Origin of the sequence: Streptomyces sp. NBC_00691, from assembly GCF_036226665.1 — a bacterium.
Classification (GTDB): Bacteria; Actinomycetota; Actinomycetes; order Streptomycetales; family Streptomycetaceae; genus Streptomyces.
In genome coordinates, this window is the sequence record NZ_CP109007.1 from 5,743,228 (window position 1) to 5,768,883 (window position 25,656).

Consider the following 25,656-nt stretch of genomic DNA (forward strand, 5'->3'; position numbering starts at 1 on the left):
CGAAAAGTTAGTGCTCTACTTCTGGACGTCCCCACCGACCCGTTCCCGTCCGAGGAGTCCCTTGTGACCACCCCCGTCGTCTCCATCGCCTACCACTCCGGCTACGGCCACACCGCAGTCCTGGCCGAGGCCGTCCGTGACGGCGCCGTCGACGCGGGCGCCACCGTCCACCTGATCAAGGTCGACGGGATCACCGAGGCCGAGTGGGAGCTGCTCGACGCCTCCGACGCGATCGTCTTCGGCTCCCCGACGTACATGGGCACGGCCTCCGGCGCCTTCCACCAGTTCGCCGAGAACTCCTCGAAGCGCTGGTTCGCCGACACCTGGCTGGACAAGATCGCCGCCGGCTTCACCAACTCCGGTTCCAAGAGCGGCGACAAGCTGCACACCCTGCAGTACTTCCAGATCCTCGCCGGGCAGCACGGCATGCACTGGGTCAACCTCGGCCTCAAGCCCGGCTGGAACACCAGCGAGGCCTCCGAGAACGACCTCAACCGCCTCGGCTTCTTCTCCGGCGCGGCCGGTCAGACCCCCGGCGACCTGGGCCCCGAGGGCGTCCACAAGGCGGACGTCGCGACCGCCGAACACCTCGGCCGCCGTGTCGCCCTGACGGCCCGTACCTTCGCGGCCGGCAAGGCCGCCGCCTGAGTTCCGCTACGTGAAAGGGCCCGTCACCGAGAAGGTGACGGGCCCTTTCACGTCGGGTCGGTGCGCGGACCGACGGCTCAGTAGCCGAAGTCCTGGGTCCACCAGGGGCCGCCGTCGGCGAAGTGGACGCCCACGCCCAGGGTGGTGAAGTCGCAGTTCAGGATGTTGGCGCGGTGGCCGTCGCTGTTCATCCAGGACTCCATCACGGCCGCCGCGTCGGCCTGGCCGCGGGCGATGTTCTCGCCGCCGAGGCCCGCGATACCCGCCTTCTCGGCGCGCGCCCACGGCGTGTTCCCGTCGGGGTCCGTGTGGTCGAAGAAGCCGCGGGCCGCCATGTCCGAGCTGAACGCCCCGGCCAGCGCCGCGAGCCGGGCGTCCGCGCTCACCGGCGAGCAGCCCACCTTGGCGCGCTCGACGTTGACCAGCCGGACGACCTCCGCCTCGGCGGCCACGCCGCGGTCGGCGGTGGAGGGGGCCGCGGTCGTCTCGACCGGAGCCTCGGTCGTCGGGTCGGGCTTGGGCTCGGCCTTCGGCGCGGGAGCCTTCGTGGACGGCGCGGCCGTGGTCCGCTTCGGCGCCGGCTTGGCCGGAGCCTTCGTCGGGGCCTTGGTCGGCGCCTTCGTCGGGGTCGGTGTGGCCTTCGGGGCCGGCTTCGTGGACGGGGTCGCCGACGGCGAGGCCGCCTTGCCCTTGTCCGTGCCCGCGTTCGCCTTCGTGCTGGTCCGCGTGGTACCCGCGTCGCCGGTCGGGGTCTGCGTGGACCCGCCCTGCGTCGTCAGCTCCGGCGTCTGCCGGGACTGGCTCGGTCGCTCGCTCGTGCCCGCGCTGCCGACCGTGAAGGTGTCCCCGCCGGGCAGCAGGCCCGAGGCGACGGCGATGGCGCCCACCGCTACGGCGGCGGAGGCTCCGAGCAGGCCGGTGCGCACGGGGGCGCGCCGCTTGCGGCGGGTACCCCGGTGACGGCGGTCCGAACCGTCCGCGTAGTCTTCTGCGGCGGGTGCGGCTCCGGCGCGACGGTGGCGTCCCATCTGGTCTGCCTTCCTCTTGCTGGTCCTGCTGTGGTCCTGTGCCGGCCCTGCGGCCTTTGCTGATCTTTGCTGTCGGTACCGTTTCGGACCGGCGGTCGAACAGGGCGGGTCCGAACGGGTGAGGCGTGTTCGGTCGGGACTGTAGTCCATGCGGGCCGGGGGCGATGTGCTCATCTGGCAATCCGCCCGTTAGCGTGCAGGCATGAGTGACGACGTTCGGATGACCGCCTGGGTACGCGGCCGGGTACAGGGAGTGGGCTTCCGCTGGTTCACCAGGGCAAACGCTTTGGAGATCGGAGGCCTGGTGGGCTTCGCCCTCAACCTCGACGACGGCAGGGTGCAGGTCGTGGCCGAAGGGGCGCGTGAGAATTGCCACCGTCTGCTCGCCTGGCTCCACTCCTCCGACACACCCGGGCGCGTGGACGGCGTCACTGAGATCTGGGCCACCCCGCGCGGTGGCTACGACGGCTTCGCCATCCGCTGACGATCACTCTCCGACACCCTCTCCGGTGACCGAACGGGGCCTCGAAAGGACGCGCGGTAACAGCCGGGTGACGGGGAAACCGCCTGGTGGTTGCCAAGGAGCGGCCGTCATGGAAGGCTGCCGGGTAAGGATGATCGCGACGCCCTGAGGCACCGAGTTCATGAGGCCCCGCCGCCCGCTGAGCGGCCCGGGACTCCTCGGTCGGCCCTTCAAACGGGGCGTGATCGTGTTGACCGTCAAACTTTTTGGTGAGACTCTGGAATCCCCGCGCACCTTAGCTGTTTGGCAGTGGAACCGGCACGACGAGCAGTACTGCCGAGCACCGCGGGTGCGAAATCCCTCACGACCCAACCGCTACGGTCGGTCACTCATTGTGGAGGACCACTCATCATGGCAAAGGCGCTTCTCGGTTACGTCGGCGGCTCCGACCCGCGACTCCTCGCCGAGATGCGACGGCTTCAGCAGCGCGTCCAGGACCTGGAATCCGAGCTGGTACGGATCCAGTCCGAGAACGACTCGCTCGCCGCGGCCGCCGCTCAGCACCAGGGAGAGTCACTGCTGAACAGCATCGACCTCGACGTACCCCAGGCGGAGCCTGCGCTCACCTGACAACCCAGCCCCGAGGGGCCAGGTGGGAACCACTCGCGCCGGACTCACGTCGGCACAGCCGCATGGACACCCATGCCGGTGGAGCCTAGTGAACACTCACGCCGGCAGAGCAGACATGCAAGGGGCGCTTCGGCGTCCCTTCTTTCTTTCACCCGCCGTTCCCCTCCCGTCCCACCCCTCCTCACCCGAGGATCTGCCCTACACCTTCGCGGGTGAAACGCACGAGCCCCGGTAGAGTCCCGGGCGTGCACCTCAAGGCCCTGACGCTCCGCGGATTCAAGTCGTTCGCCTCGGCCACCACGCTGCGGTTCGAACCCGGAATCACCTGTGTCGTGGGCCCCAACGGATCGGGCAAGTCCAATGTCGTGGACGCCCTGTCCTGGGTCATGGGCGAGCAGGGCGCCAAGTCGCTGCGCGGCGGCAAGATGGAGGACGTCATCTTCGCCGGCACGACCGGGCGCCCCCCGCTCGGCCGTGCCGAGGTGTCCCTCACCATCGACAACTCCGACGGCGCGCTGCCCATCGACTACGCCGAGGTCACGCTCACCCGCATCATGTTCCGCGGCGGCAGCAGCGAGTACCAGATCAACGGCGACACCTGCCGGCTGCTCGACTTCCAGGACCTGCTCTCCGACTCCGGCATCGGGCGCGAGATGCACGTCATCGTCGGCCAGGGGCAGCTCGACTCCGTGCTGCACGCCGACCCGATGGGCCGCCGCGCCTTCATCGAGGAGGCCGCCGGAGTCCTCAAGCACCGCAAGCGCAAGGAGAAGGCGCTGCGGAAGCTCGACGCGATGCAGGCCAACCTCGCGCGCGTGCAGGACCTCACCGACGAACTGCGCCGCCAGCTCAAGCCCCTCGGCCGGCAGGCCGCCGTCGCCCGCCGCGCCGTCGTCATCCAGGCCGACCTGCGCGACGCCCGGCTCCGTCTCCTCGCCGACGACCTCGTCCACCTCCAGCGGGCACTCACCGCAGAGGTCGCCGACGAAGCGGCGCTGCTCGCCCGCAAGGAGGCCACCGAGGCCGAACTGCGGACCGCGCTGGCCCGCGAGGCCGCCCTGGAGGCCGAGGCACGCGCGCTCGTGCCCCGGCTCGAACGCGCCCAGCAGAACTGGTACGCCCTCTCCCAGCTCGCCGAACGCGTTCGCGGCACGGTCTCGCTGGCCGACGCGCGCGTGAAGAGCGCCACCGCCGCACCCGCCGAGGAGCGCCGCGGCCGCGACCCGGAGGACCTGGAGCGCGAGGCGGCCCGCGTCCGCGAGCAGGAGGCGGAGCTGGAGGCCGCGCTGGAGGCCGCCGAGCGCGCCCTGGAGGACACCGTCACCCACCGCGCCGGACTCGAACAGGCGCTGGCGTCCGAGGAGCGCCGTCTCAAGGACCTGGCCCGCGCCCTCGCCGACCGCCGCGAGGGCCTCGCCCGTCTCCACGGCCAGGTCAACGCGGCCCGCTCGCGCGCCGCCTCCGCCCAGGCCGAGATCGACCGGCTCGCCGCCGCCCGCGACGAGGCGGCGGAGCGGGCGGTCACGGCCCAGGAGGAGTACGAGCAGCTCAAGACCGAGGTCGACGGCCTCGACGCCGCGGACACCGAGCACGGCGAACGGTACGAGGCCGCCCGCCGCGGACTGGCCGACGCGGAGGCGGCGCTCGGCGCCGCCCGTGAGACCGCCGCCACCGCCGAACGCCGCCGTGCCGCCACCCAGGCCCGGCACGAGACCCTCGCCCTCGGACTGCGCCGCAAGGACGGCACGGGCGCCCTGCTGACCGCCGGACTCAGCGGACTCCTCGGCCCGGCCGCCGAACTCCTCACCGTCACCCCCGGATACGAGATCCCCGTCGCCGCCGCCCTCGGCGCCGCGGCCGACGCGGTCGCCGCCACCGGCCCCTCCGCCGCCGCCGAAGCCCTCCGCCTGCTGCGCAAGCAGGACGCCGGCCGCGCGTCCCTGCTGCTGACCGGGGCCCCCGGACCGGATCGCTCCGGAGAGACCGGGGCCGCCGCCGGGCACCCGTACGCCGCCGACCTCGTCCGCGGACCCGACGAACTCATGGGAGCCGTCCGCCGGCTGCTCGCCGGGATCGTCGTCGTCGACGACCTGGACCAGGCCGCCGAGCTCGTCAGGACCAGGCCCGCGTCGACCGCCGTCACCCTGGAGGGAGACCTGCTCGGGGCGCACTTCGCCCAGGGCGGCTCGGCGGGCGCGCCCAGCCTCCTCGAAGTCCAGGCCTCGGTCGACGAGGCCGCCGCCGAGCTCGACGAACTCGCCGTACGCTGCGAGGAGCTGGCGGCCGCCGAGCGCGGGGCCGACGAGCGGCGCCGTACCGCCGCCGCGCTCGTCGAGGAACTCGACACCCTTCGCCGTACCGCCGAACGGGAGAAGTCCGCCGTCGCCCAGCAGCTCGGCCGGCTCGCCGGCCAGGCCAGGGGAGCTGCCGGGGAGGCCGAGCGCACCGCGGCCGCCGCCGCCCGCGCCCAGGAGGCCCTGGAGAAGGCGACCGCCGAGGCGGAGGAACTCGCCGAACGTCTGCTGGTGGCCCAGGAGGCCGCGGCGTTCGGGGAGGGCGGGGACGAGGAGCCCGACACCGGCACCCGCGACCGGCTCGCGATCGACGGATCCAACGCGCGCCAGACCGAGATGGAGGCCCGCCTCCAGGTCCGTACGCACGAGGAGCGGGTCAAGGGGCTCGCCGGCCGGGCCGACTCGCTCGACCGGGCCGCCCGCGCCGAACGGGAGGCACGCGCACGTGCCGAACAGCGCCGCGCCCGGCTGCGCCACGAGGAGCGGGTCGCGGGCGCGGTCGCCGCCGGCGCCCGCGGCCTCCTGGCCCACATCGAGGTGTCGCTCGTCCGCGCCGAGCGGGAGCGGGTGGTGGCGCAGGCGGCGCGGGCCGACCGGGAGGAGGGCCTGACGGCGGCCCGGACCCGGGGCCGCGACCTCAAGGCCGAACTCGACAAGCTCACCGACTCGGTGCACCGGGGCGAGGTGCTCGGCGCGGAGAAGCGCCTGCGGATCGAGCAGCTGGAGTCGAAGGCCCTGGAGGAGTTCGGTGTGGAGGCGACCGCGCTGGTCGCCGAGTACGGACCGGAACAGCCCGTGCCGCCGTCGCCGGCCGTCGAGGGAGCGGACGGCTCGGACTCCCCGGAGGCCGACGAGCCGCGTCCCTTCATCCGTTCGGAGCAGGAGAAGCGCCTCAGGGCAGCCGAACGGGCGTACCACCAGCTCGGCAAGGTCAACCCGCTGGCCCTCGAGGAGTTCGCGGCCCTGGAGGAGCGGCATCGCTTCCTCTCCGAGCAGCTGGAGGACCTGAGGAAGACCCGGACCGATCTGCTTCAGGTCGTGAAGGAGGTCGACCTGCGGGTCGAGCAGGTCTTCACCGAGGCGTACCGGGACACGGCCCGGGAGTTCGAGGGTGTCTTCTCGCGGCTCTTCCCGGGGGGAGAGGGGCGGCTGATCCTGACCGACCCCGACAACATGCTCACCACCGGAGTCGAGGTGGAGGCCCGCCCGCCCGGCAAGAAGGTCAAGCGGCTCTCGCTGCTCTCCGGCGGCGAGCGTTCGCTGACGGCCGTGGCGCTGCTGGTCTCGATCTTCAAGGCCCGGCCCAGCCCGTTCTACGTGATGGACGAGGTCGAGGCGGCGCTCGACGACACCAACCTCCAGCGGCTGATCCGGATCATGCAGGAGCTCCAGGAGTCCTCGCAGCTGATCGTGATCACCCACCAGAAGCGGACCATGGAGGTCGCGGACGCGCTGTACGGCGTGTCCATGCAGGGGGACGGCGTCTCGAAGGTGATCAGCCAGCGGCTGCGCTGAGCCGACAGCGTGTACCCCGAAACTTCAAGTTCAAGTGTTGAACTCAAGCCACGTCATAGTGCTGATTAAGTCACACGACATCACCTATTGACTTAGAAACTTGAAGGCATAGTCTCTGCAACGTTGCTTTTACCTTCACGTGGTGGGCGGCGTGATGTTGTGCGCCACTGGAAGGGCTTGCCCCCCACCGAGGAGTCCATGTGCCCCACACCGCGCAGGCGCCCACGCCGCCGCCTTCCGAAGGCCGAGCCGCCCACCCGGACCACCTCGGCCACGTCATCTTCATCACGGCCTCCGCCGCGATGGGCGGATTCCTCTTCGGGTACGACAGCTCCGTCATCAACGGCGCCGTCGAGGCGATCCGCGACCGCTACGACATCGGCTCCGGAACCCTCGCCCAGGTCATCGCCATCGCCCTGATCGGCTGCGCCATCGGCGCCGCCACCGCCGGCCGGATCGCCGACCGCATCGGCCGCATCCGTTGCATGCAGATCTCCGCGGTGCTCTTCGCGGTCAGTGCCGTCGGCTCCGCCCTGCCCTTCGCCCTCTGGGACCTGGCGCTCTGGCGGATCATCGGCGGCTTCGCCATCGGCATGGCCTCCGTCATCGGCCCCGCCTACATCGCCGAGGTCGCCCCCGCCGCCTACCGCGGCCGCCTCGGCTCCTTCCAGCAGGCCGCCATCGTCATCGGCATCGCCATCTCGCAGCTGGTCAACTACGGCATCCTGCAGCTCGCCGACGGCGACCAGCGCGGCGAGATCGGCGGCCTCGAAGCCTGGCAGTGGATGCTCGGCGTGATGGTCGTCCCCGCCGTCCTCTACGGCATGCTCTCCTTCGCCATCCCCGAGTCGCCCCGCTTCCTCATCTCCGTCGGGCGGGTCGACCGGGCCAAGGAGGTCCTCTCCGAGGTCGAGGGCAAGGGTGTCGACCTGGACCACCGCGTCGCCGAGATCGCCGCGGCCATGCGCAGCGAGCACAAGTCCACCTTCAAGGACCTGCTCGTCGCCGGCTCCCGCTTCCGGCTGCTGCCCATCGTCTGGGTCGGCATCGGGCTCTCGGTCTTCCAGCAGCTCGTCGGCATCAACGTCGCGTTCTACTACTCCTCGACGCTCTGGCAGTCCGTCGGCATCGACCCGTCGAGCTCGTTCTTCTATTCGTTCACCACGTCGATCATCAACATCATCGGCACCGTGATCGCGATGGTCCTGGTCGACCGCGTCGGCCGCAAGCCGCTCGCCCTCGTCGGCTCCGTCGGCATGGCGATCGCCCTCGCCGTCGAGGCCTGGGCCTTCTCCGCCGACCTCGTCGACGGCAAACTGCCCGAGACGCAGGGCGTCGTGGCGCTCGTCGCCGCCCATGTCTTCGTGCTCTTCTTCGCCCTCTCGTGGGGCGTGGTGGTCTGGGTCTTCCTCGGCGAGATGTTCCCCAACCGGATCCGCGCCGCCGCGCTCGGTGTCGCCGCCTCCGCCCAGTGGATCGCCAACTGGGCCATCACGGCCAGCTTCCCGTCCCTCGCGGACTGGAACCTCTCCGGCACCTACATCATCTACACGGTCTTCGCCGTGCTCTCGATCCCCTTCGTGCTCAGGTACGTCAAGGAGACCAAGGGCAAGGCGTTGGAGGAGATGGGCTAATCCCCGCTGCCCCGCTCCTCACCCACGGAACTGCCCCGGTCCGAGGCCGCACGCCCCGGACCGGGGCAGTACGCCGTGGCCCGCCGCCCTCAGGCCGTGAGCCGCGGCAGGACGGCGTCACAGAACAGCCGCACGCTCCGCCACCCCTCCTCCAAGGGCATTCCGCCGCACAGCGGATGCAGCACGAGGCTCTCCACGCCGAGCGCCAGGCACTCCTCCGGAGTGACGACCCGGTAGACCCCCTCCGCGCGCAGCTCCGCCACCGTCGTCGCGGCCGACCGCACCGCCGAGCGGATGTCCTTCGACTGCCAGGAGGCGTACGTCCGCGCCTCGTGCAGGAAGTGCTCCCCGTACTCCGCCCAGGTCCGGTCCGGGTCCTCCGACAGATGCAGCAGCGGCGTCACCTCGGCCGGCATCATCGTCCAGCCCTCCGTGCCGTACTCGGCGCACCGCTCCTGGTAGTACGCCTCCAGCTCCGGCAGGTGCGCGCTCGGGAAGAACGGCAGCCCGAGCCGGGCCGCCCGCCGCGCCGCCGCCCGCGACGAACCCCCGACCAGCAGCATCGGATGCGGCTGGGTGAAGGGCCGCGGGGTGACCCGTACCGTACGGCCCTGATACGTGAACGGCTCCCCGCTCCAGGCCGTGAGCAGGGTCTCCAGGAGCAGGTCCTGGAGCTTCCCGCGGCGCCCCCAGTCGACCCCGCGCTCCTCGTACTCCTCCGGGCGGTAGCCGATCCCCGCCACCGTCACCAGCCGTCCGCCGCTCAGCAGGTCGAGGACGGCGATGTCCTCGGCGAGCCGCAGCGGGTCGTGCAGCGGTCCGATGATCGCGGAGACGGTGACGGCGATCCGCCGCGTCGCGCCGAAGACCGCCCCGGCGAAGGCGAAGGGGGACGGCAGCCAGTTGTTGTCGACCCCGTGGTGCTCCTCCGTCTGCACGGTGTCGACCCCGTGGGCGTCGGCGTACGCGGCCATCTCGACGGCGGCCCGGTAGCGGGCGGAGAGGGATTCGGGGGTCGCGCGGGGATCGACGAGGTTGAACCGTACGACGCTGAACGGCATGGGAAGTCCCCCTCCGCTGGTGGGATACCGGCGAAGGGGGACGCTATCTGACGTTACGTCAGATGGAAACGGTCTCGCGGGCCTCGGCGGAGTCCGCCGACCCGACGGGCTCCGGGGCCGGCGTGCGCGGCAGCACGGCGTACAGCACGCCCGCCACCACGATCGTCGCCGCCCAGCCGAGGCCGTTCTCGCCGATCCAGGAGGAGGCGAGCGGACCGGAGAACCAGTCGACCTTGGTGAAGAGAAGCCCCGCCAGCAGCGCGACCGCCCAGCCCGTCATCGCCTGCCAGGCGAAACCGCCCCGGTACCAGTACGCGCTCGTCCGCGTGGTGTCCATGAGCGCCACCGCGTCGTACGGCCGGCGTCGCAGCATGTCCACGCCGAAGACGCCGATCCAGGCCGAGAACGCCACCGCGAGCAGGGTCAGGAAGGAGATGAACGAGCCGATGAAGCTGGTCGCCACCACCATGAGCAGGAAGCCGAAGACCAGGCTGATCACCGCGTTGACGCTGACGGCTGCCGCGCGCGAGACCTTGATGCCCAGGGTCTGCGCGGTGAACCCGGCCGAGTACATCGACATCGAGTTGATCAGCAGCATGCCGATCAGGGCGATCACCAGGTACGGCACCGAGATCCACATCGGCAGCAGCTCACCGATGAAGGACACCGGGTCCTGCGCCGAGGCCAGGTCCGGCGTCGACACCGCCATGACCGCGCCCATCAGGACCATCGGCAGGACGACGATCCCGGCGCCGCCCACCGTCGAGCCGACCATCGCCTTCGACGAGGCCGTACGGGGCAGGTAGCGGGTGAAGTCGGGACCCGAGGGGACCCAGCTGATGCCGCCGGCCGCGATCGTGCCGATGCCCGCGATCATCATCGCCGTCGAACCGGCCGGCTTGTCGAAGACCGCCGACCAATCGGTGTTCGCCACGAGATAGACCAGGACGAGCACCGAGAAGGCGCCGAAGAGATACGTGGACCACTTGCTGCACACGCGCAGCGCGTTGATCCCGAGCCCCGAGACGAGGAAGGTGCAGGTGACGAAGAGGAGCAGCGTCACGACGATCAGGAGCGTGTTCGACCTCACGCCGAAGAGCAGGTCGAGCACGGTCAGCACCGCGTAGGCGCCGGTGACCGCGTTGATGGTCTCCCAGCCCCACCGGGCCACCCAGATCAGCGCACCGGGAAAAAGGTTTCCGCGCTGGCCGAACACCGCACGTGACAGCGCCATCCCCGGGGCGCCGCCCCGCTTGCCCGCGATCGAGATCAGGCCGACGATCCCGTAGGAGAGGACCGGCGCGGCGACCGCCACGGCCAGGACCTGCCAGAAGTTCAGGCCGTTGAAGACGATCAGACCGGCGCCCATCGTGAGCAGCAGCACACTGATGTTGGCCGCGACCCAGGTCGGGAAGAGCTCGCGGACCCGGCCGGTCCGCTCGGCGTCGGGGACGGGCTCGAGACCGCGGGTCTCCATCGCGCCGTCGTGCGTCGCGCCTGCGGCTTCGGAGGCGTCGTGGGGCATGGGGGTACTCCGTACAGATGTGGGGGGACCCACCCAGCGTACGTGCTCCTTCTTCCGCCGCTTCGTGGCCGATACTGGTCGAGTTATGGAACTCATCCTTGCTGTAGTCATCGCTCTGGTCGTCGCGGTCGCCGTGACGAGCGGGCTCGTGATCAGCGGTCGCAAGAAGAAGCAGCTGCCGCCGGCCGAGCCGCCGTCCACCACGCCGACCATCACCGCTCCGCCCGCCGAACCGCATGTCGGCGAGGAGGCGGAGACGCCGCGGGAGGAACCACGCCGCACGGTCGAGGAGGTCGAACTCCCCGCCGAGGAGGCCGTCGAGACGCCGGCCGCCGTCGAGGACCCCGTCGTCGCCGAGCCCGCGGCCCCCGAGATCGAGGTCCCGGAGCCCACCGCCGGCCGTCTCGTACGGCTCCGGGCCAGGCTCGCCCGCTCGCAGAACTCGCTCGGCAAGGGGCTGCTCACGCTCCTGTCCCGCGAGCACCTCGACGAGGACACCTGGGAGGAGATCGAGGAGACCCTTCTCACGGCCGACGTCGGCGTCGCCCCCACCCAGGAGCTCGTCGAGCGGCTGCGCGAGCGGGTCCGGGTGCTCGGCACCCGCACCCCGGAGGAGCTGCGCGCGCTGCTCCGCGAGGAGCTCGTCGTCCTGCTCGGCCCCGACCTCGACCGCACGGTGCACACCGAGAGCCCTTCGGACGTGCCGGGCGTGGTCATGGTCGTCGGGGTCAACGGCACCGGCAAGACGACGACCACCGGCAAGCTGGCCCGGGTCCTCGTCGCCGACGGCAAGTCCGTCGTCCTCGGCGCGGCCGACACCTTCCGTGCCGCCGCCGCCGACCAGCTCCAGACCTGGGGCGAGCGCGTCGGGGCCCGGACCGTCCGCGGACCGGAGGGCGGCGACCCGGCGTCGATCGCCTTCGACGCGGTCAAGGAGGGCATCGCGGAGGGCGCCGATGTCGTCCTCATCGACACCGCCGGCCGGCTCCACACCAAGACCGGTCTCATGGACGAGCTCGGCAAGGTCAAGCGCGTCGTCGAGAAGCACGGCCCGCTCGACGAGATCCTGCTCGTCCTCGACGCCACCACCGGCCAGAACGGACTGATCCAGGCCCGGGTCTTCGCCGAGGTGGTCGACATCACTGGCATCGTGCTCACCAAGCTCGACGGCACCGCCAAGGGCGGCATCGTCGTGGCCGTCCAGCGCGAGCTGGGCGTCCCGGTCAAGCTGATCGGCCTGGGCGAGGGTCCGGACGACCTGGCGCCCTTCGAGCCGGGCGCCTTCGTCGACGCCCTGATCGGCGACTGACGCCTCGTACGACACGCGGAAGGGCCCTCGCCACCCGGCGAGGGCCCTTCCGCGTACCGGGGCTCAGAAGTGGGTGCGGTGGCAGATGTACGCCAGCGTGCCGAGCAGCAGCCGTGCCTGCGGCGGCGCCCCCGCCGTGTCCAGCGTCGGTGGCCGCAGCCAGCGCACCGGACCCAGCCCGCCCAGGTCCGACGGGGGAGCGGTGACATGGCTGCCGGGCCCCATGCAGTGCAGATCCAGATCGGCGTCGTCCCAGCCCATCCGGTAGAGCAGCTGCGGCAGCTCCGCCGCCGCTCCCGGCGCCACGAAGAAGCGCGCCCGGCCGGTCGGCGTCGCGCACACCGGGCCCAGCGGCAGCCCCATGCGCTCCAGGCGGACGAGCGCGCGGCGGCCCGCGGCCTCGGCGACCTCGATCACGTCGAAGGCCCGGCCCACCGGGAGCAGCAGGGCCGCGCCGGGGTACCGCGACCACGCCTTGGTCGCGTCGTCGAGGCCGGCGCCGGCCGGGACCGGATCCGCGAAGGAGAGGGGATGCGCGCCCGGGGCCGCGCACGCTCGATCCCCGCAGGAGCACTGGCCGGAGACGGCCCGCGCTCCGGGCACCACGTCCCAGCCCCACAGTCCTGTGTACTCGGCCACCGCTGTGCACTCCGTGGTGCGAACGCGGCGGCGTGCGCCGGACCGCATCTCACGAATGCCGCCGATCGTGAAACCCATGTCCCCTCCAACGGGTCGAGCGCGCCGGTGGTTACGACCCGGAGCACCCTCGTCACCCTTCGTCACGGTCCGTCGCCGAGGGTGGCGTGCGGTCGTGTGTGGGGTGGTGCGGGCCGGTGCGCGCGCCTCTCCGTGCATCCGTCCGCCGACTCCGGTTCGTCGCATGTCAAGTGAATCGCGTTCCACCGGCGGGGAGTTCATTCGAAGGGGTGGCGAATGGTGGCGTTTCTTGAATCGCCCTCGTGGAGGGGTGATCGTAGGATTACTTTCGGTACTCGAAGCCCGGGGTGGCTTGCGCACGCGGGTATGCCGGAGGCAACCCGGTTTCCAGTTCGAAGGAGCGCGAACGCCGGACGGGTGCCGCGAGACGCGGCATTCTGGTAAGGGTTCGCATGACAGGCAATCAGGTGGATGGGGGCGTTCCAGTGGGCGGCAACGGCGCAGACAGTACGACTGCCGGCAAGCGCCCCAACGAGCAGCTGGGTTCGTGGTTCGTGCGCAGCGGCTGGTCGAAGGGCGAACTCGCGCGCCAGGTGAACCGCCGGGCGCGCCAGATGGGCGCGCACCACATCTCCACCGACACCTCCCGCGTGCGCCGCTGGCTCGACGGCGAGCAGCCGCGCGAGCCCATCCCGCGGATCCTCTCCGAGCTGTTCTCCGAGCGCTTCGGCTCCGTCGTCGCCGTCGAGGACCTCGGGCTGCGCACCGCCCACCAGTCGCCCTCCGTCTCCGGCGTCGACCTGCCCTGGGCCGGACCGCAGACGGTCGCCCTGCTCGGCGAGTTCTCCCGCAGCGACCTCATGCTCGCCCGCCGCGGATTCCTGGGCTCCTCCCTGTCGCTCGCCGCCGGACCCGCCCTCATCGAACCGATGCAGCGCTGGCTCGTCCCCACCCCCGCGGGCGACCTCGCGGTCCCGGACCCGCTCGCCGACGCCCGCCGCCCCAACCGGCTCTCGGAGATCGAGCTCGACCTCCTCGAATCCACCACCGCCATGTTCCGCAAGTGGGACGCCCAGTGTGGCGGGGGGCTGCGTCGCAAGGCCGTCGTCGGCCAGCTCCACGAGGTCACCGACCTGCTCCAGGAGCCCCAGCCTGCCGCCACCGCCAAGCGTCTCTTCACCTGCGCCGCCGAACTCGCCGAACTCGCCGGCTGGATGAGCTACGACGTGGGCCTCCAGCCCACCGCCCAGAAGTACTTCGTGCTCGCCCTGCACGCCGCCAAGGAAGCCGGCGACAAGCCCCTCGGCTCGTACATCCTGTCCTCGATGAGCCGCCAGATGATCCACCTGGGCCGGCCCGACGACGCCCTCGAACTCATCCATCTGGCCCAGTACGGCAGTCGGGACTGCGCCACCGCGCGCACCCAGGCCATGCTGTATGCGATGGAGGCCCGCGCCTACGCCAACATGGGGCAGCCCTCCAAGTGCAAGCGGGCCGTCCGGATGGCCGAGGACACCTTCGCCGACGTCGGCCTCGACGGCGAGCCCGAGCCCGACTGGATCGGCTTCTTCTCCGAGGCCGAGCTCAACGGCGAGAACTCCCACTCCTACCGCGACCTCGCCTACGTCGCCGGACGCTCCCCGACGTACGCCTCGCTCGCCGAACCCGTCATGGAGCGGGCCGTCGAGCTCTTCGAGAAGGACCCCGACCATCAGCGGTCGTACGCCCTGAACCTCATCGGCATGGCCACCGTCCACCTCCTCAAGCGCGAGCCTGAGCAGTCCGTCGTCCTCGCCGAGAAGGCCCTCGGAGTCGCCCGCAGCATCCGCTCCGAGCGGGTCAACACCCGACTCCGCAAGACCGTCGACCACGCCGCCCGCAACTACAGCGACGTCGCCGAGGTCGTGCACCTCACCGACCGGCTCACCCAGCTGCTCCCCGAGGCCGCCGAAGCGGTCTGAGCCGTCCGGCGCCCCGGCGCCCCCGTACTCCGGCCGCGCCGGACGTCCCGTACTGCCCGACTCGGCTCCCCCGCCGCAAGGTCACACGGACGCCAGGCGCGGCCGGTTCTCATGTGCGGAGGATACGGGCGTTACCTCGCTGTGATGCGGCCGTTCACGGTCGCGTAACACGCCCCACCCCTTCGTCACCGCTCGGAAACATCGAGCGGCATCGGCGGAAACGGCCCTGCGCGAATCTCTGGCCCATAACCGGCCACCCCTCACGGCCGCAGCCGCCCTCCGGCCCCGCCCCCGCACAGGCCGCACGACGACGAGGAGACGCCGATGGCACCAGCCATCACGACCCTGGCAGCAGACGCCCCCGAGCTGTCCGCCGCCAACACCGGGTTCATGCTCATCTGCTCCGCCCTGGTCATGCTGATGACCCCGGCACTCGCCTTCTTCTACGGAGGCATGGTCCGCGTCAAGTCCACCCTCAACATGCTGATGATGAGCTTCATCAGCCTCGGGATCGTCACGATCCTCTGGGTGCTCTTCGGCTTCAGCCTCGCCTTCGGCACCGACGCGGGCTCGATCATCGGCTGGTCCTCCGACTACGTCGGCCTCAGCGGCATCGGCGTCACCGAACTCTGGGACGGCTACACCATCCCGGTGTACGTCTTCGCCGTCTTCCAGCTGATGTTCGCCATCCTCACCCCGGCCCTGATCAGCGGCGCCCTCGCCGACCGCGTCAAGTTCACCGCCTGGACCCTCTTCATCACCCTCTGGGTCACCGTCGTCTACTTCCCCGTCGCCCACTGGGTCTGGGGCGCCGGCGGCTGGCTCTTCGAGATGGGCGTCATCGACTTCGCCGGCGGCACCGCGGTCCACATCAACGCCGGCGCCGCGGCCCTCGGCGTCATCCTCGTCATCGGCAAGCGCGTCGGCTTCAAGAAGGACCCGATGCGCCCGCACAGCCTCCCGCTGGTCATGCTGGGCGCCGGTCTCCTCTGGTTCGGCTGGTTCGGCTTCAACGCCGGATCCTGGCTCGGCAACGACGACGGCGTCGGCGCCGTGATGTTCGTCAACACCCAGGTCGCCACCGCCGCCGCCATGCTCGCCTGGCTCGCGTACGAGAAGGTCCGCCACGGCTCCTTCACCACCCTGGGCGCCGCCTCCGGCGCGGTCGCCGGCCTCGTCGCCATCACCCCGTCCGGCGGCGCCGTCAGCCCGCTCGGCGCGATCGCCATCGGCGTCATCGCCGGTCTCCTCTGCGCCATGGCCGTCGGACTCAAGTACAAGTTCGGCTACGACGACTCCCTCGACGTCATCGGCGTCCACCTCGTCGGCGGTGTCCTCGGCTCCCTCCTCGTCGGCCTCTTCGCCACCGGCGGCGTCCAGTCCGAGGCCAAGGGCCTCTTCTACGGCGGCGGCCTGGAGCAGCTCGGCAAGCAGGCCGTCGGCGTCGTCGCCGTCCTCGCCTACTCTCTGATCGCCTCCGCGATCCTCGCGCTGATCATCGACAGGACGATGGGCATGCGGGTCAGCGAGGACGACGAGGTCTCCGGCATCGACCAGGTCGAGCACGCCGAGACCGCGTACGACTTCAGCGGAGCCGGCGGCGGCTCGTCCTCGCGCTCCACCGCCGCCCCCGCCCCGGCCGTCACGGAGAACAAGAAGGTGGACGCATGAAGCTCATCACCGCGGTCGTGAAGCCGCACCGGCTCGACGAGATCAAGGAGGCCCTCCAGGCGTTCGGCGTCCACGGCCTCACCGTCACCGAGGCCAGCGGCTACGGCCGCCAGCGCGGCCACACCGAGGTCTACCGGGGCGCCGAGTACACGGTCGACCTGGTTCCCAAGATCCGCATCGAGGTCCTCGTCGAGGACGAGGACGCCGAACAGCTCATCGACGTCGTCGTGAAGGCCGCCCGAACCGGCAAGATCGGAGACGGCAAGGTGTGGAGCGTGCCGGTCGAGACCGCCGTACGCGTCCGCACCGGCGAACGCGGTCCGGACGCCCTGTAGACAGCGGTCCGGACGCACCGTGAGCAACGAAGGAGCCGCCGGGTGACGAGCCTCGAAGTCAGCGAAGAGACCGAAGATTCGGGACCCGGCGGTTACGCGGCGGCCCGGCTGCTCCTTCTCCACGAGAAGGAGCGGTCCGGGCCGCCGCGCCGTGCCGCCCTCGCCCGGCTCACCGACGAATGGCTGTCCGCGCTCTTCGCGGCCGCCGCACCACCCCGAGGAGTCGCCCTCGTCGCCGTCGGCGGCTACGGCCGCGCCGAGCTCTCCCCGCGCAGCGACCTCGATCTCCTCCTGCTCCACGACGGCAGCGCCGACAAGGCCGCGATCGCCGCCCTCGCCGACCGCATCTGGTACCCCGTCTGGGACCTCGGGCTCGCCCTCGACCACTCCGTCCGCACCCCCGCGGAGGCCCGCGCCACCGCCGCCGACGACCTCAAGGTCCACCTCGGCCTCCTCGACGCCCGGCCCCTCGCCGGCGACCACGGACTCGTCGCCGCCCTGCGCACCACCGTCCTCGCGGACTGGCGCAACCAGGCGCCCAAGCGCCTCCCCGAACTCGACGCCCTCTGCCGCGAACGCGCCGAACGCATGGGCGAGCTGCAGTTCCTCCTCGAACCCGACCTCAAGGAGGCCAGGGGCGGTCTCCGCGACGCCCAGGCCCTCCGCGCCGTCGCCGCCTCCTGGCTCGCCGACGCCCCCCGCGAGGGCCTCGACAGCGCCCGCCGCCGCCTCCTCGACGCCCGTGACGCCCTCCACCTCACCACCGGCCGCGCCACCGACCGGCTCGCCCTCCAGGAGCAGGACGCCGTCGCCGCCGAACTCGGCCTCCTCGACGCCGACACCCTGCTCCGCGAGGTGTACGAGGCCGCCCGGACCATCTCGTACGCCACCGACGTCACCTGGCGCGAGGTCAACCGCGTCCTCAAGGCCCGCTCCGCCCGGCCCCGTCTCCGCACCCTCCTCGGGGGCCGGGGCGGCGGCAGGGCCGCCACCGGGAAGCCGCCCGTCGAGCGCACCCCGCTCGCCGAAGGCGTCGTCGAGATGGACGGCGAGGTCGTCCTCGCCCGCACCGCCCGCCCGGAACGCGACCCCGTCCTGCCCCTGCGGGCAGCGGCCGCGGCCGCCCAGTCCGCCCTGCCGATCTCCCTGCACGCGGTACGCCGCCTGGCCGCCACCGCCACCCCGCTGCCCGTGCCCTGGCCCGCCGAAGCCCGCGAGGAACTCGTCACCCTGCTCGGCGCCGGCGAGGCCACCGTTCCCGTCTGGGAGGCCCTGGAGGCCGAGGGGATCATCACCCGGCTGCTGCCCGACTGGGAGCGGGTCCGCTGCCGTCCCCAGCGCAACCCCGTCCACACCTGGACCGTCGACCGCCACCTGGTCGAGACCGCCGTCCGCGCCTCCTCGCTCACCCGCCGCGTGGGCCGCCCCGACCTCCTCCTGGTCGCCGCCCTCCTCCACGACATCGGCAAGGGCTGGCCCGGCGACCACTCCGTCGCCGGCGAGACCATCGCCCGCGACCTCGCCGCCCGCATCGGCTTCGACCGCACCGACGTCGCCACCGTCGCCACCGCCGTCCGCCACCACCTGCTCCTCGTCGAGACCGCCACCCGCCGCGACCTCGACGACCCCGCCACCGTCCACGCCGTCGCCACCGCGGTCGGCACCGTCGGCACCCTGGAGCTCCTGCACGCCCTCACCGAGGCCGACGCCCTCGCCACCGGACCCGCCGCCTGGTCCGCCTGGCGCGCCTCCCTCGTCGCCGACCTGGTCAAACGGGTCGCCGGAGTGCTGGCGGGGGAGACCCCGCCCGACCCCGAGGCCGCCGCCCCCAGCGCGGAACAGGAGCGGCTCGCCGTCGAGGCCCTGCGCACCGGCGAACCCGTCCTCGCCCTCCACACCGAACCGGTCGTCGCGGAACCCGCGGCACCCGAGCCGGTCGGCGTCGAGCTCGTCATCGCCCTGCCCGACCAGCCCGGCGTCCTGCCCGCCGTCGCCGGCGTCCTCGCCCTGCACCGGCTCACCGTCCGCGCCGCCGACCTCCGCGCCGTCGAACTCCCGCTCGACCTCGGAGCCGGCTCGGGACCCGTCCTCGTCCTCGACTGGCGGGTAGCCGCCGAGTACGGCTCCCTGCCCGAGGCCGCCCGGCTCCGCGCCGACCTCGTCCGCGCCCTCGACGGCTCCCTCGACATCCCCGCCCGGCTCGCCGAGCGCGAGGCCGCCTACCCCCGCCGGCGCGGTCTCACCGCCCCGCCGCCCCGGGTCACCGTCGCCGCCGCGGACTCCCGCCTCGCCACCGTCATCGAGGTCCGCGCCCAGGACGCGCCCGGCCTCCTCCACCGGATCGGCCGGGCCCTGGAGGGCGCGGACGTACGGGTGCGGAGCGCGCACGTGTCCACGCTCGGTGCCAACGCCGTCGACACCCTGTACGTGACCCGGCCCGACGGCTCCCTGCTGCCCGACGAGGAGGCGATCGACCTGGCGCGGGCGCTGGAGTCGGCGCTCCGCTGAACCCCGGTCCCCGCCGCTCCCGCGCGCCGGTTTCGGCGGGCGGGGGCACACACTTCGAGCGGCCCGATACCCTGGAGGGCAATCCGACCGCCCCCGACACCGAGGATCCGCGACCGCCGTGTTCGATACCCTCTCCGACCGCCTTGCAGCGACCTTCAAGAACCTCCGCGGCAAGGGCCGTCTGTCCGAGGCGGACATCGACGCCACCGCGCGCGAAATCCGTATCGCGCTGCTCGAAGCGGATGTCGCCCTGCCGGTCGTCCGGTCCTTCATCAAGCAGGTCAAGGAGCGCGCCCTCGGCATCGAGGTCTCGCAGGCCCTGAACCCGGCCCAGCAGGTCATCAAGATCGTCAACGAGGAGCTCGTCGGCATCCTCGGCGGCGAGACCCGGCGCCTGCGGTTCGCCAAGACCGCGCCCACCGTGATCATGCTGGCCGGCCTCCAGGGTGCCGGTAAGACCACCCTCGCCGGAAAGCTCGGCCTCTGGCTCAAGGGCCAGGGCCACTCGCCGCTGCTCGTCGCCTGCGACCTCCAGCGCCCCAACGCCGTCACCCAGCTCGGTGTCGTCGCCGAGCGCGCCGGAGTGGCCTTCTACGGCCCGCAGCCGGGCAACGGCGTCGGCGACCCGGTCCAGGTCGCGAAGGACTCCATCGAGTTCGCCCGGACCAAGATGTACGACGTCGTCATCGTCGACACCGCCGGCCGCCTCGGCATCGACCAGGAGCTGATGCAGCAGGCCGCGGACATCCGCGACGCCGTCAGCCCCGACGAGGTCCTCTTCGTCGTCGACGCCATGATCGGTCAGGACGCGGTCAACACCGCCGAGGCCTTCCGCGACGGCGTCGGCTTCGACGGCGTCGTGCTCTCCAAGCTCGACGGCGACGCCCGCGGTGGTGCCGCGCTCTCCATCGCGCACGTCACCGGCAAGCAGATCATGTTCGCCTCCAACGGCGAGAAGCTGGACGAGTTCGACGCGTTCCACCCGGACCGCATGGCGTCCCGCATCCTCGGCATGGGCGACATGCTCTCCCTCATCGAGAAGGCGCAGCAGACCTTCGACGAGGAAGAGGCCGCCAAGATGGCCTCGAAGCTCGCGTCGAAGAAGGGCCAGGAGTTCACGCTCGACGACTTCCTGGCGCAGATGGAGCAGGTCCGCAAGATGGGCTCCATCTCGAAGCTCCTCGGCATGCTCCCGGGCATGGGCCAGATGAAGGAGCAGATCGCCAACATCGACGAGAAGGATGTCGACCGCACGGCCGCCATCATCAAGTCGATGACCCCGGGCGAGCGCCACGACCCGACCATCATCAACGGCTCGCGCCGCGCCCGTATCGCCAAGGGCTCCGGCGTGGAGGTCAGCGCGGTCAAGGGCCTCGTCGAGCGGTTCTTCGAGGCCCGCAAGATGATGTCCCGCATGGCCCAGGGCGGCGGCCTCCCCGGTATGCCGGGCATGCCGGGCATGGGCGGTGGGCCCGGCCGGCAGAAGAAGCAGGTCAAGCAGGCCAAGGGCAAGCGCAAGAGCGGCAACCCGATGAAGCGGAAGGCCGATGAGCAGGCCGCCGCGGAGCGCCGCGACCAGGCGCAGCAGGGCGGGGCCTTCGGTCTGCCGGCGCCGGGGCAGGCCCCGAAGGACTTCGAGCTGCCGGACGAGTTCAAGAAGTTCATGAGCTGACCGCGGTCGGCCGGCGGCCCGCCGTCGATCCGGCCTCGACCGCGTGGTGAGGGGCCCGGGGTGGTGCGAAACCGCCCCGGGCCCCTTTTCATCCCTCCGGACCGTCCGCGATGCCGGGTTCGTCCCGCTCTTCGATACTGGGGCCACAGCCGCCCCGAGGAGAGCCCTGTGGCCAACCCCGTACCGCCGCGCGACCGGACCGACCAGCCCTGGCGCTCGGAAGGGGCACCGCCGCCCCCGTCCCCGAAGCGGAAGATGCCGGGCGGCTGGGGCGGCCTCATCCTCACCGCGCTCGTCGTGTACCTGATCGCCAACATCGTGCTGTCGTTCTTCAACGAGGGCGACGGCCCGACGATCTCGTACACCGAGTTCGACAAGCAGGTCGCGGCCGGGAACGTCACCAAGATCTACTCCAAGGGCGACGCGATCCAGGGCCAGCTGAAGAACAAGCAGCCCGTCCCGGACGGCGACGGCGACTACACCAAGTTCACCACCCAGCGCCCCGCCTTCGCCGACGACGACCTGTGGGCACAGCTGACCAAGCAGAACGTGGTCGTCACCGCCGAGCCGGTCGTGCAGGAGCGCAGCTTCCTCGCCAACCTCCTGATCTCGCTGGCGCCGATGCTGCTGCTCGTCGTGCTGTGGGTGTTCATCGCCCGCCGCATGAGCTCCGGCATGGGCGGCGCGGGCGGCATGCTCGGCCGCAAGGCCCCGCCCAAGCCCGTCGAGCTGGAGGCCGGTGCCACCCGCACCACCTTCGAGGACGTCGCCGGCATCGACGAGGTCGAGGGCGAGCTCAACGACGTCGTGGACTTCCTCAAGAACCCGCAGGCCTACCGGGAGATGGGCGCCAGGATGCCGCGCGGCGTCCTCCTCGCCGGCCCGCCCGGCACCGGCAAGACCCTGCTCGCCCGCGCCGTCGCCGGCGAGGCCGGAGTGCCGTTCTTCTCCGCCTCCGCGTCCGGGTTCATCGAGATGATCGTGGGCGTCGGCGCCTCCCGGGTCCGCGAGCTGTTCGCCGAGGCCCGCAAGGTCGCCCCCGCGATCATCTTCATCGACGAGATCGACACCATCGGCCGGGCCCGCGGCGGCGGCTCGGGCATGGGCGGCCACGACGAGCGCGAGCAGACCCTCAACCAGATCCTCACCGAGATGGACGGCTTCACCGGCTCCGAGGGCGTCATCGTCCTCGCCGCCACCAACCGCGCCGACGTCCTCGACCCCGCGCTGACCCGGCCCGGCCGCTTCGACCGGATCGTGCACGTCAACCCGCCCGACCGGGGCGGCCGCGAGGCCATCCTCAGGATCCACACCCGGGATATCCCGCTCGCCAAGGACGTCGACCTGGAACACGTGGCCCGCACGACCCCCGGCATGACCGGCGCCGAACTCGCCAACCTCGCCAACGAGGCCGCCCTCCTCGCCGTCAAGCGCGACCAGAGGGCCGTCACCCGGTCCGACCTCTCCGACGCCCTGGAGAAGGTCCAGCTCGGCGCCGAACGCCCGCTCGTGATGCCCGCCGACGAGCGGCGCCGCACCGCGTACCACGAGAGCGGCCACGCCCTCCTCGGCATGCTCCAGCCCGGCGCCGACCCCGTACGCAAGATCACCATCGTGCCCCGCGGGCGCGCCCTCGGGGTCACCCTCTCCACCCCCGACGCCGACAGGTACGCCTACACCGAGGACTACCTGCGCGGCCGGATCATCGGGGCCCTCGGCGGCATGGCCGCCGAGCAGGTCGTGTTCGGCGTCGTCACCACCGGCGCCGAGAGCGACCTGGAGCAGGTCACCAACATCGCCCGCGGAATGGCGGGACGCTGGGGCATGAGCGAGCGCGTCGGCCGCCTCACCGCCATCCCGGGCGACGCCCAGCAGGCGTACGGCCTCTCGGCGGCCCCCGCGACCCTCGACACCGTCGACGCGGAGATGCGCCGCATCGTCGACGAGTGCTACGAGAGCGCCGTGCGGCAGCTCCGCGAGCACCGAGGACGGCTGGACGCGCTCGCCGCCGCGCTCCTGGAGAACGAGACCCTGGAGGAGGCCGCCGCCTATCGCGCGGCGGGCATCGCCCGCCCGGTCCGGGAGGACTGAGCCGGCCGCCACGGGCCGGCCCCCGGTGTCCTTCCGCGTTCCGCCCTCTACGGCACCCGGGCGACGACGTACCGGAAGACGTTCGGCATCCACACCGTGCCGTCCGCGCGCACGTGCGGGGCGAGCGCCTCCTCGATCTCCTTCTCGACCTGCGCGAGCTCCGTCGCCCGCACGGCCTCGTCGAACGCACCCGTCGACAGCAGCCCGCGCACCGCGCTGCCCTCGTCGGCGTACCCGAACGGACAGGCCACCCGGCCCGAACCGGCCGGCCGCAGCCCCGCACCGGCCGCCAGCGCCTCCAGGTCCGTCCGCAGGCCCGGCCGGCGGTCCGCGAGCCGTGCCGCGACCCGCAGCACCGCCTCCGTGGCGCACCGCTCCGGCGGCCCCCAGCCGGCGAGCACGACCGTCGCGCCCGACTGGGCCGTACGGGTGAGCGCCGCGAGTTCCGGCAGGAGCGCGTCCGTCGTGTGGAAGGCCGTGATCACGTCGTACGTGTCGCCCTCGGGGGGCTCCTCCGAGACCGTCACGCCGTCGGGGAGCCGCTCCCTGGCCAGCTCCAGGCGCGCGTGGTCCCGGTCCGCGCCGGCCACCCGGGCGCCCCGCGCCGCCGCCATGAGAAGCGCCAGGCCCGAGCCGCAGCGGAGGCCCAGGACCCGGGTTCCGGCGCCCACGCCGAGGCGGTCGTACACCGCCTCGTAGAGCGGGGCGAGCATCCGTTCCTGGATCTCGGCCCAGTCACGCGCGGGGTGGTGCGGGACGAGCGTAGGTGTCATGGAAAAGTGCCCCAATCCGTGCTCGGACGACGACCCCCCGTAGTCAGGGAACTGCGCATCCCGTGCCGCGTCCAGTGCTCGCACCGCACCGATTCGTCCGGAAGAGAGGCGACCCGGTAATGTCCCTGTCAGGCTTCCCGGTACGCCCGGGAGCCGTTCCCCGAAGAGGCGCGCGCACCGCGGCCGCCCGCCGGGGCGTATGCGCCACTACGCACCAGCTTGACGCCCCCTGCGTGAGTTCTCCGCAGATCTGCGCACTGGCCCTCGTCACGACCCATCGACGGCAACTGACGGGTACGTGCAAAATATTTGGGATGCCCCGGAATGGAACCCGGGGGCACTTCGGCTCGTTGTACGCGACGTGAGCACGACACCACCTGTTCTCGCCGCAGAGCTGGCACAGGCGTGGGCCGACATTCAGCGGCACCACCCCGAGCTGCCCGATCTTGCCGCGCCCGAGTCCCTGATCGGAGAGTCCTCGTCCGCCTGCGGCGCCGAGCTCTCCTTCGAACGACTGCTCCACGAGGCAGTCCACGGCATCGCCGCCGCCCGGGGTGTCCGCGACACCTCCCGCGCCGGCCGCTATCACAACCGCAGATTCCTCGCGATCGCCGAGGAGATGGGCCTCGACCACCCCGAGGAGCCGCACGCCAGCAGCGGCTTCTCCCTGGTCACGCTCAACCCCGAGGCGAGGCGGCGGTACCGCCCCACCATGGAGCGGCTCCAGCGCGCCCTCAAGGCCCACACGGTCGCCACGGCGGCCGACACCAAGCGCTCCTTCCGCGGACCGGCCGCCCGGCACGGCTCCTCGGGCGGTGGTGTCCGCGTCAAGGCCGTCTGCGACTGCGGACGGAACGTGCGCGTGGTGCCCTCGGTGCTCGCCCAGGCCCCGATCGTCTGCGGCGGCTGCGGCAAGCCCTTCCGCATCCCGGAGACCGTGGGCGCCGCGAGCTGACCTCGCGGTGTGTGGCACAATGGCTAGCTGTACTCGACAGTCGCACAGGACCCCTCTCTCCTCCGGCTGACGCGTCCATCGGGCATCCGAGTACCGCAACCCCACGTGGCATCTCAAAGTGCCCAACCACGTCAAGACCAGGAGACACCACTCCAGTGGCAGTCAAGATCAAGCTCAAGCGCCTCGGCAAGATTCGCCAGCCGCACTACCGCATCGTCGTCGCCGACTCGCGCACCCGCCGCGACGGCCGCGCGATCGAGGAGATCGGCCTCTACCACCCGACGTACAACCCGTCGCGTATCGAGGTCGACTCCGAGCGTGCGCAGTACTGGCTGTCCGTCGGCGCCCAGCCGACCGAGCCGGTCCTCGCCATCCTGAAGCTCACGGGCGACTGGCAGAAGGCCAAGGGCCTCCCGGCCCCCGAGAAGGCTCTGCTCGTCCCCGCGACGAAGGAGGCCAAGCGCGCCTCGTTCGACGAGTTCGCGAAGGCCCTCGAGAGCGGCGACGACAAGGGTGAGGCCATCACCCCGAAGGCCAAGAAGGCCGACAAGAAGGCGGACGAGGCCGAGGCCGCGTCCACCGAGTCGACCGAGGCCTGATCATGCTCGAGGAGGCTCTCGAGCACCTCGTGAAGGGCATCGTCGACAACCCCGACGACGTGCAGGTTGCCTCGCGCACCCTGCGCCGCGGCCGTGTGCTGGAGGTCCGGGTCCACCCGGACGACCTCGGCAAGGTGATCGGCCGCAACGGCCGCACCGCACGCGCGCTGCGTACCGTCGTGGGCGCCATCGGCGGCCGTGGCATCCGGGTCGACCTCGTCGACGTGGACCAGGTCCGCTGAACAGGCCGGCAGCATCACCTTAGTTGTGCCGGCACGGGCCGGGGAGGGCTTACGAGCCCGCCCCGGCCCGTTGTCGTTCGCGTCG

The 25,656-nt window shown here is 71.8% G+C and carries 20 protein-coding genes; 15 read left to right on the forward strand and 5 right to left on the reverse strand.

The genetic code is table 11. The features are described 5' to 3' along the window. The first annotated feature begins 63 nt into the window (after window positions 1-63). Window positions 64-648, forward strand: coding sequence for a flavodoxin family protein (locus OG392_RS26120; RefSeq protein WP_329283475.1), 585 nt, complete (start codon window positions 64-66; stop codon window positions 646-648). A 77-nt stretch (window positions 649-725) separates the two neighbouring features. Here the strand turns inward: OG392_RS26120 and OG392_RS26125 are convergent, their stop codons facing one another. After that, the gene (locus tag OG392_RS26125) at window positions 726-1,676 is read right to left on the reverse strand and encodes a CAP domain-containing protein (RefSeq protein WP_329283477.1); all 951 of its coding nucleotides are present in this window, start codon (window positions 1,674-1,676) and stop codon (window positions 726-728) included. 202 nt (window positions 1,677-1,878) lie between these two features. Between OG392_RS26125 and OG392_RS26130 the strand changes: the two genes are divergently transcribed. The 4 genes from OG392_RS26130 to OG392_RS26145 all read left to right on the forward strand — a co-directional run bounded on the left by OG392_RS26130 (window position 1,879) and on the right by OG392_RS26145 (window position 8,212). Next, window positions 1,879-2,160, forward strand: coding sequence for an acylphosphatase (locus OG392_RS26130; RefSeq protein WP_187623050.1), 282 nt, complete (start codon window positions 1,879-1,881; stop codon window positions 2,158-2,160). 390 nt (window positions 2,161-2,550) lie between these two features. Next, window positions 2,551-2,769 (forward strand): hypothetical protein, encoded by a 219-nt coding sequence (locus tag OG392_RS26135; protein WP_015036455.1) that lies wholly within the window; start codon window positions 2,551-2,553, stop codon window positions 2,767-2,769. Between the two features lie 245 nt (window positions 2,770-3,014). Continuing rightward, window positions 3,015-6,578 carry a chromosome segregation protein SMC gene (gene smc, locus OG392_RS26140; RefSeq protein WP_329283481.1) on the forward strand — a complete coding sequence of 1,188 codons (3,564 nt, stop codon included), beginning with the start codon at window positions 3,015-3,017 and terminating at the stop codon, window positions 6,576-6,578. A 200-nt stretch (window positions 6,579-6,778) separates the two neighbouring features. Further along, window positions 6,779-8,212 carry a sugar porter family MFS transporter gene (locus tag OG392_RS26145; RefSeq protein WP_329283483.1) on the forward strand — a complete coding sequence of 478 codons (1,434 nt, stop codon included), beginning with the start codon at window positions 6,779-6,781 and terminating at the stop codon, window positions 8,210-8,212. An 89-nt stretch (window positions 8,213-8,301) separates the two neighbouring features. Here OG392_RS26145 and OG392_RS26150 read toward each other — a convergent pair whose 3' ends face one another. Further along, entirely contained in the window at window positions 8,302-9,273 is a 972-nt protein-coding gene (locus tag OG392_RS26150; protein ID WP_329283485.1) for an LLM class flavin-dependent oxidoreductase, read from the reverse strand. Window positions 9,274-9,331: 58 nt separating this feature from the next. Further along, a complete protein-coding gene (locus OG392_RS26155) occupies window positions 9,332-10,798 on the reverse strand; it encodes a cytosine permease (RefSeq protein ID WP_329283486.1) in 1,467 nt (488 codons plus the stop codon). An 85-nt stretch (window positions 10,799-10,883) separates the two neighbouring features. Here OG392_RS26155 and ftsY point away from each other — a divergent pair, with 85 nt between their 5' ends. After that, the gene (gene ftsY, locus OG392_RS26160; protein ID WP_329283489.1) at window positions 10,884-12,107 is read left to right on the forward strand and encodes a signal recognition particle-docking protein FtsY; all 1,224 of its coding nucleotides are present in this window, start codon (window positions 10,884-10,886) and stop codon (window positions 12,105-12,107) included. 63 nt (window positions 12,108-12,170) lie between these two features. Here ftsY and OG392_RS26165 read toward each other — a convergent pair whose 3' ends face one another. Further along, on the reverse strand, window positions 12,171-12,824 hold the full coding sequence (locus OG392_RS26165; protein ID WP_329283491.1) for a bifunctional DNA primase/polymerase: 654 nt from the start codon (window positions 12,822-12,824) through the stop codon (window positions 12,171-12,173). 425 nt (window positions 12,825-13,249) lie between these two features. On the opposite strand from OG392_RS26165, the gene nsdA reads away from it, so the two are divergent. The 6 genes from nsdA (at window position 13,250) to ftsH (ending at window position 23,002) form a co-directional block, all read left to right on the forward strand. Beyond that, entirely contained in the window at window positions 13,250-14,725 is a 1,476-nt protein-coding gene (nsdA, locus tag OG392_RS26170) for a transcriptional repressor NsdA (RefSeq protein WP_329287462.1), read from the forward strand. A 324-nt stretch (window positions 14,726-15,049) separates the two neighbouring features. Next, window positions 15,050-16,396, forward strand: coding sequence for an ammonium transporter (locus OG392_RS26175; RefSeq protein WP_329283493.1), 1,347 nt, complete (start codon window positions 15,050-15,052; stop codon window positions 16,394-16,396). Further along, window positions 16,393-16,731: a P-II family nitrogen regulator gene (locus OG392_RS26180; RefSeq protein ID WP_015036464.1), complete on the forward strand. Its 339-nt coding sequence runs from the start codon at window positions 16,393-16,395 to the stop codon at window positions 16,729-16,731. Before OG392_RS26175 ends, OG392_RS26180 begins: the two co-directional genes overlap by 4 nt. A 42-nt stretch (window positions 16,732-16,773) precedes the next feature. Further along, window positions 16,774-19,239, forward strand: coding sequence for a [protein-PII] uridylyltransferase (locus OG392_RS26185; RefSeq protein WP_329283496.1), 2,466 nt, complete (start codon window positions 16,774-16,776; stop codon window positions 19,237-19,239). 118 nt (window positions 19,240-19,357) lie between these two features. Next, window positions 19,358-20,911: a signal recognition particle protein gene (ffh, locus tag OG392_RS26190; RefSeq protein WP_329283498.1), complete on the forward strand. Its 1,554-nt coding sequence runs from the start codon at window positions 19,358-19,360 to the stop codon at window positions 20,909-20,911. A gap of 168 nt (window positions 20,912-21,079) precedes the next feature. Further along, window positions 21,080-23,002: an ATP-dependent zinc metalloprotease FtsH gene (gene ftsH / locus OG392_RS26195; RefSeq protein ID WP_329283500.1), complete on the forward strand. Its 1,923-nt coding sequence runs from the start codon at window positions 21,080-21,082 to the stop codon at window positions 23,000-23,002. Between the two features lie 47 nt (window positions 23,003-23,049). Here the strand turns inward: ftsH and OG392_RS26200 are convergent, their stop codons facing one another. Beyond that, entirely contained in the window at window positions 23,050-23,775 is a 726-nt protein-coding gene (locus OG392_RS26200) for a class I SAM-dependent methyltransferase (protein WP_329283502.1), read from the reverse strand. A 361-nt stretch (window positions 23,776-24,136) separates the two neighbouring features. Here OG392_RS26200 and OG392_RS26205 point away from each other — a divergent pair, with 361 nt between their 5' ends. The 3 genes from OG392_RS26205 (at window position 24,137) to OG392_RS26215 (ending at window position 25,571) form a co-directional block, all read left to right on the forward strand. Further along, window positions 24,137-24,730, forward strand: a complete 594-nt coding sequence (locus OG392_RS26205; protein ID WP_073912906.1) for a hypothetical protein — start codon at window positions 24,137-24,139, stop codon at window positions 24,728-24,730. Between the two features lie 155 nt (window positions 24,731-24,885). Beyond that, window positions 24,886-25,329, forward strand: coding sequence for a 30S ribosomal protein S16 (gene rpsP, locus OG392_RS26210; RefSeq protein WP_327164433.1), 444 nt, complete (start codon window positions 24,886-24,888; stop codon window positions 25,327-25,329). A 2-nt stretch (window positions 25,330-25,331) separates the two neighbouring features. After that, window positions 25,332-25,571: an RNA-binding protein gene (locus OG392_RS26215; protein ID WP_003980229.1), complete on the forward strand. Its 240-nt coding sequence runs from the start codon at window positions 25,332-25,334 to the stop codon at window positions 25,569-25,571. The last annotated feature ends 85 nt before the right edge of the window (window positions 25,572-25,656 follow it).

Excerpts from the sequence above, each read along its gene's own strand:
- OG392_RS26125 (WP_329283477.1), bottom strand. The coding sequence starts at position 1,676 with ATGGGACGCCACCGTCGCGCCGGAGCCGCACCCGCCGCAGAAGACTAC.
- OG392_RS26130 (WP_187623050.1), top strand. The coding sequence starts at position 1,879 with ATGAGTGACGACGTTCGGATGACCGCCTGGGTACGCGGCCGGGTACAG.
- OG392_RS26135 (WP_015036455.1), top strand. The coding sequence starts at position 2,551 with ATGGCAAAGGCGCTTCTCGGTTACGTCGGCGGCTCCGACCCGCGACTC.
- OG392_RS26150 (WP_329283485.1), bottom strand. The coding sequence starts at position 9,273 with ATGCCGTTCAGCGTCGTACGGTTCAACCTCGTCGATCCCCGCGCGACC.
- OG392_RS26155 (WP_329283486.1), bottom strand. The coding sequence starts at position 10,798 with ATGCCCCACGACGCCTCCGAAGCCGCAGGCGCGACGCACGACGGCGCG.
- ftsY (WP_329283489.1), top strand. The coding sequence starts at position 10,884 with ATGGAACTCATCCTTGCTGTAGTCATCGCTCTGGTCGTCGCGGTCGCC.
- OG392_RS26165 (WP_329283491.1), bottom strand. The coding sequence starts at position 12,824 with ATGGGTTTCACGATCGGCGGCATTCGTGAGATGCGGTCCGGCGCACGC.
- OG392_RS26175 (WP_329283493.1), top strand. The coding sequence starts at position 15,050 with ATGGCACCAGCCATCACGACCCTGGCAGCAGACGCCCCCGAGCTGTCC.
- OG392_RS26180 (WP_015036464.1), top strand. The coding sequence starts at position 16,393 with ATGAAGCTCATCACCGCGGTCGTGAAGCCGCACCGGCTCGACGAGATC.
- OG392_RS26200 (WP_329283502.1), bottom strand. The coding sequence starts at position 23,775 with ATGACACCTACGCTCGTCCCGCACCACCCCGCGCGTGACTGGGCCGAG.
- OG392_RS26215 (WP_003980229.1), top strand. The coding sequence starts at position 25,332 with ATGCTCGAGGAGGCTCTCGAGCACCTCGTGAAGGGCATCGTCGACAAC.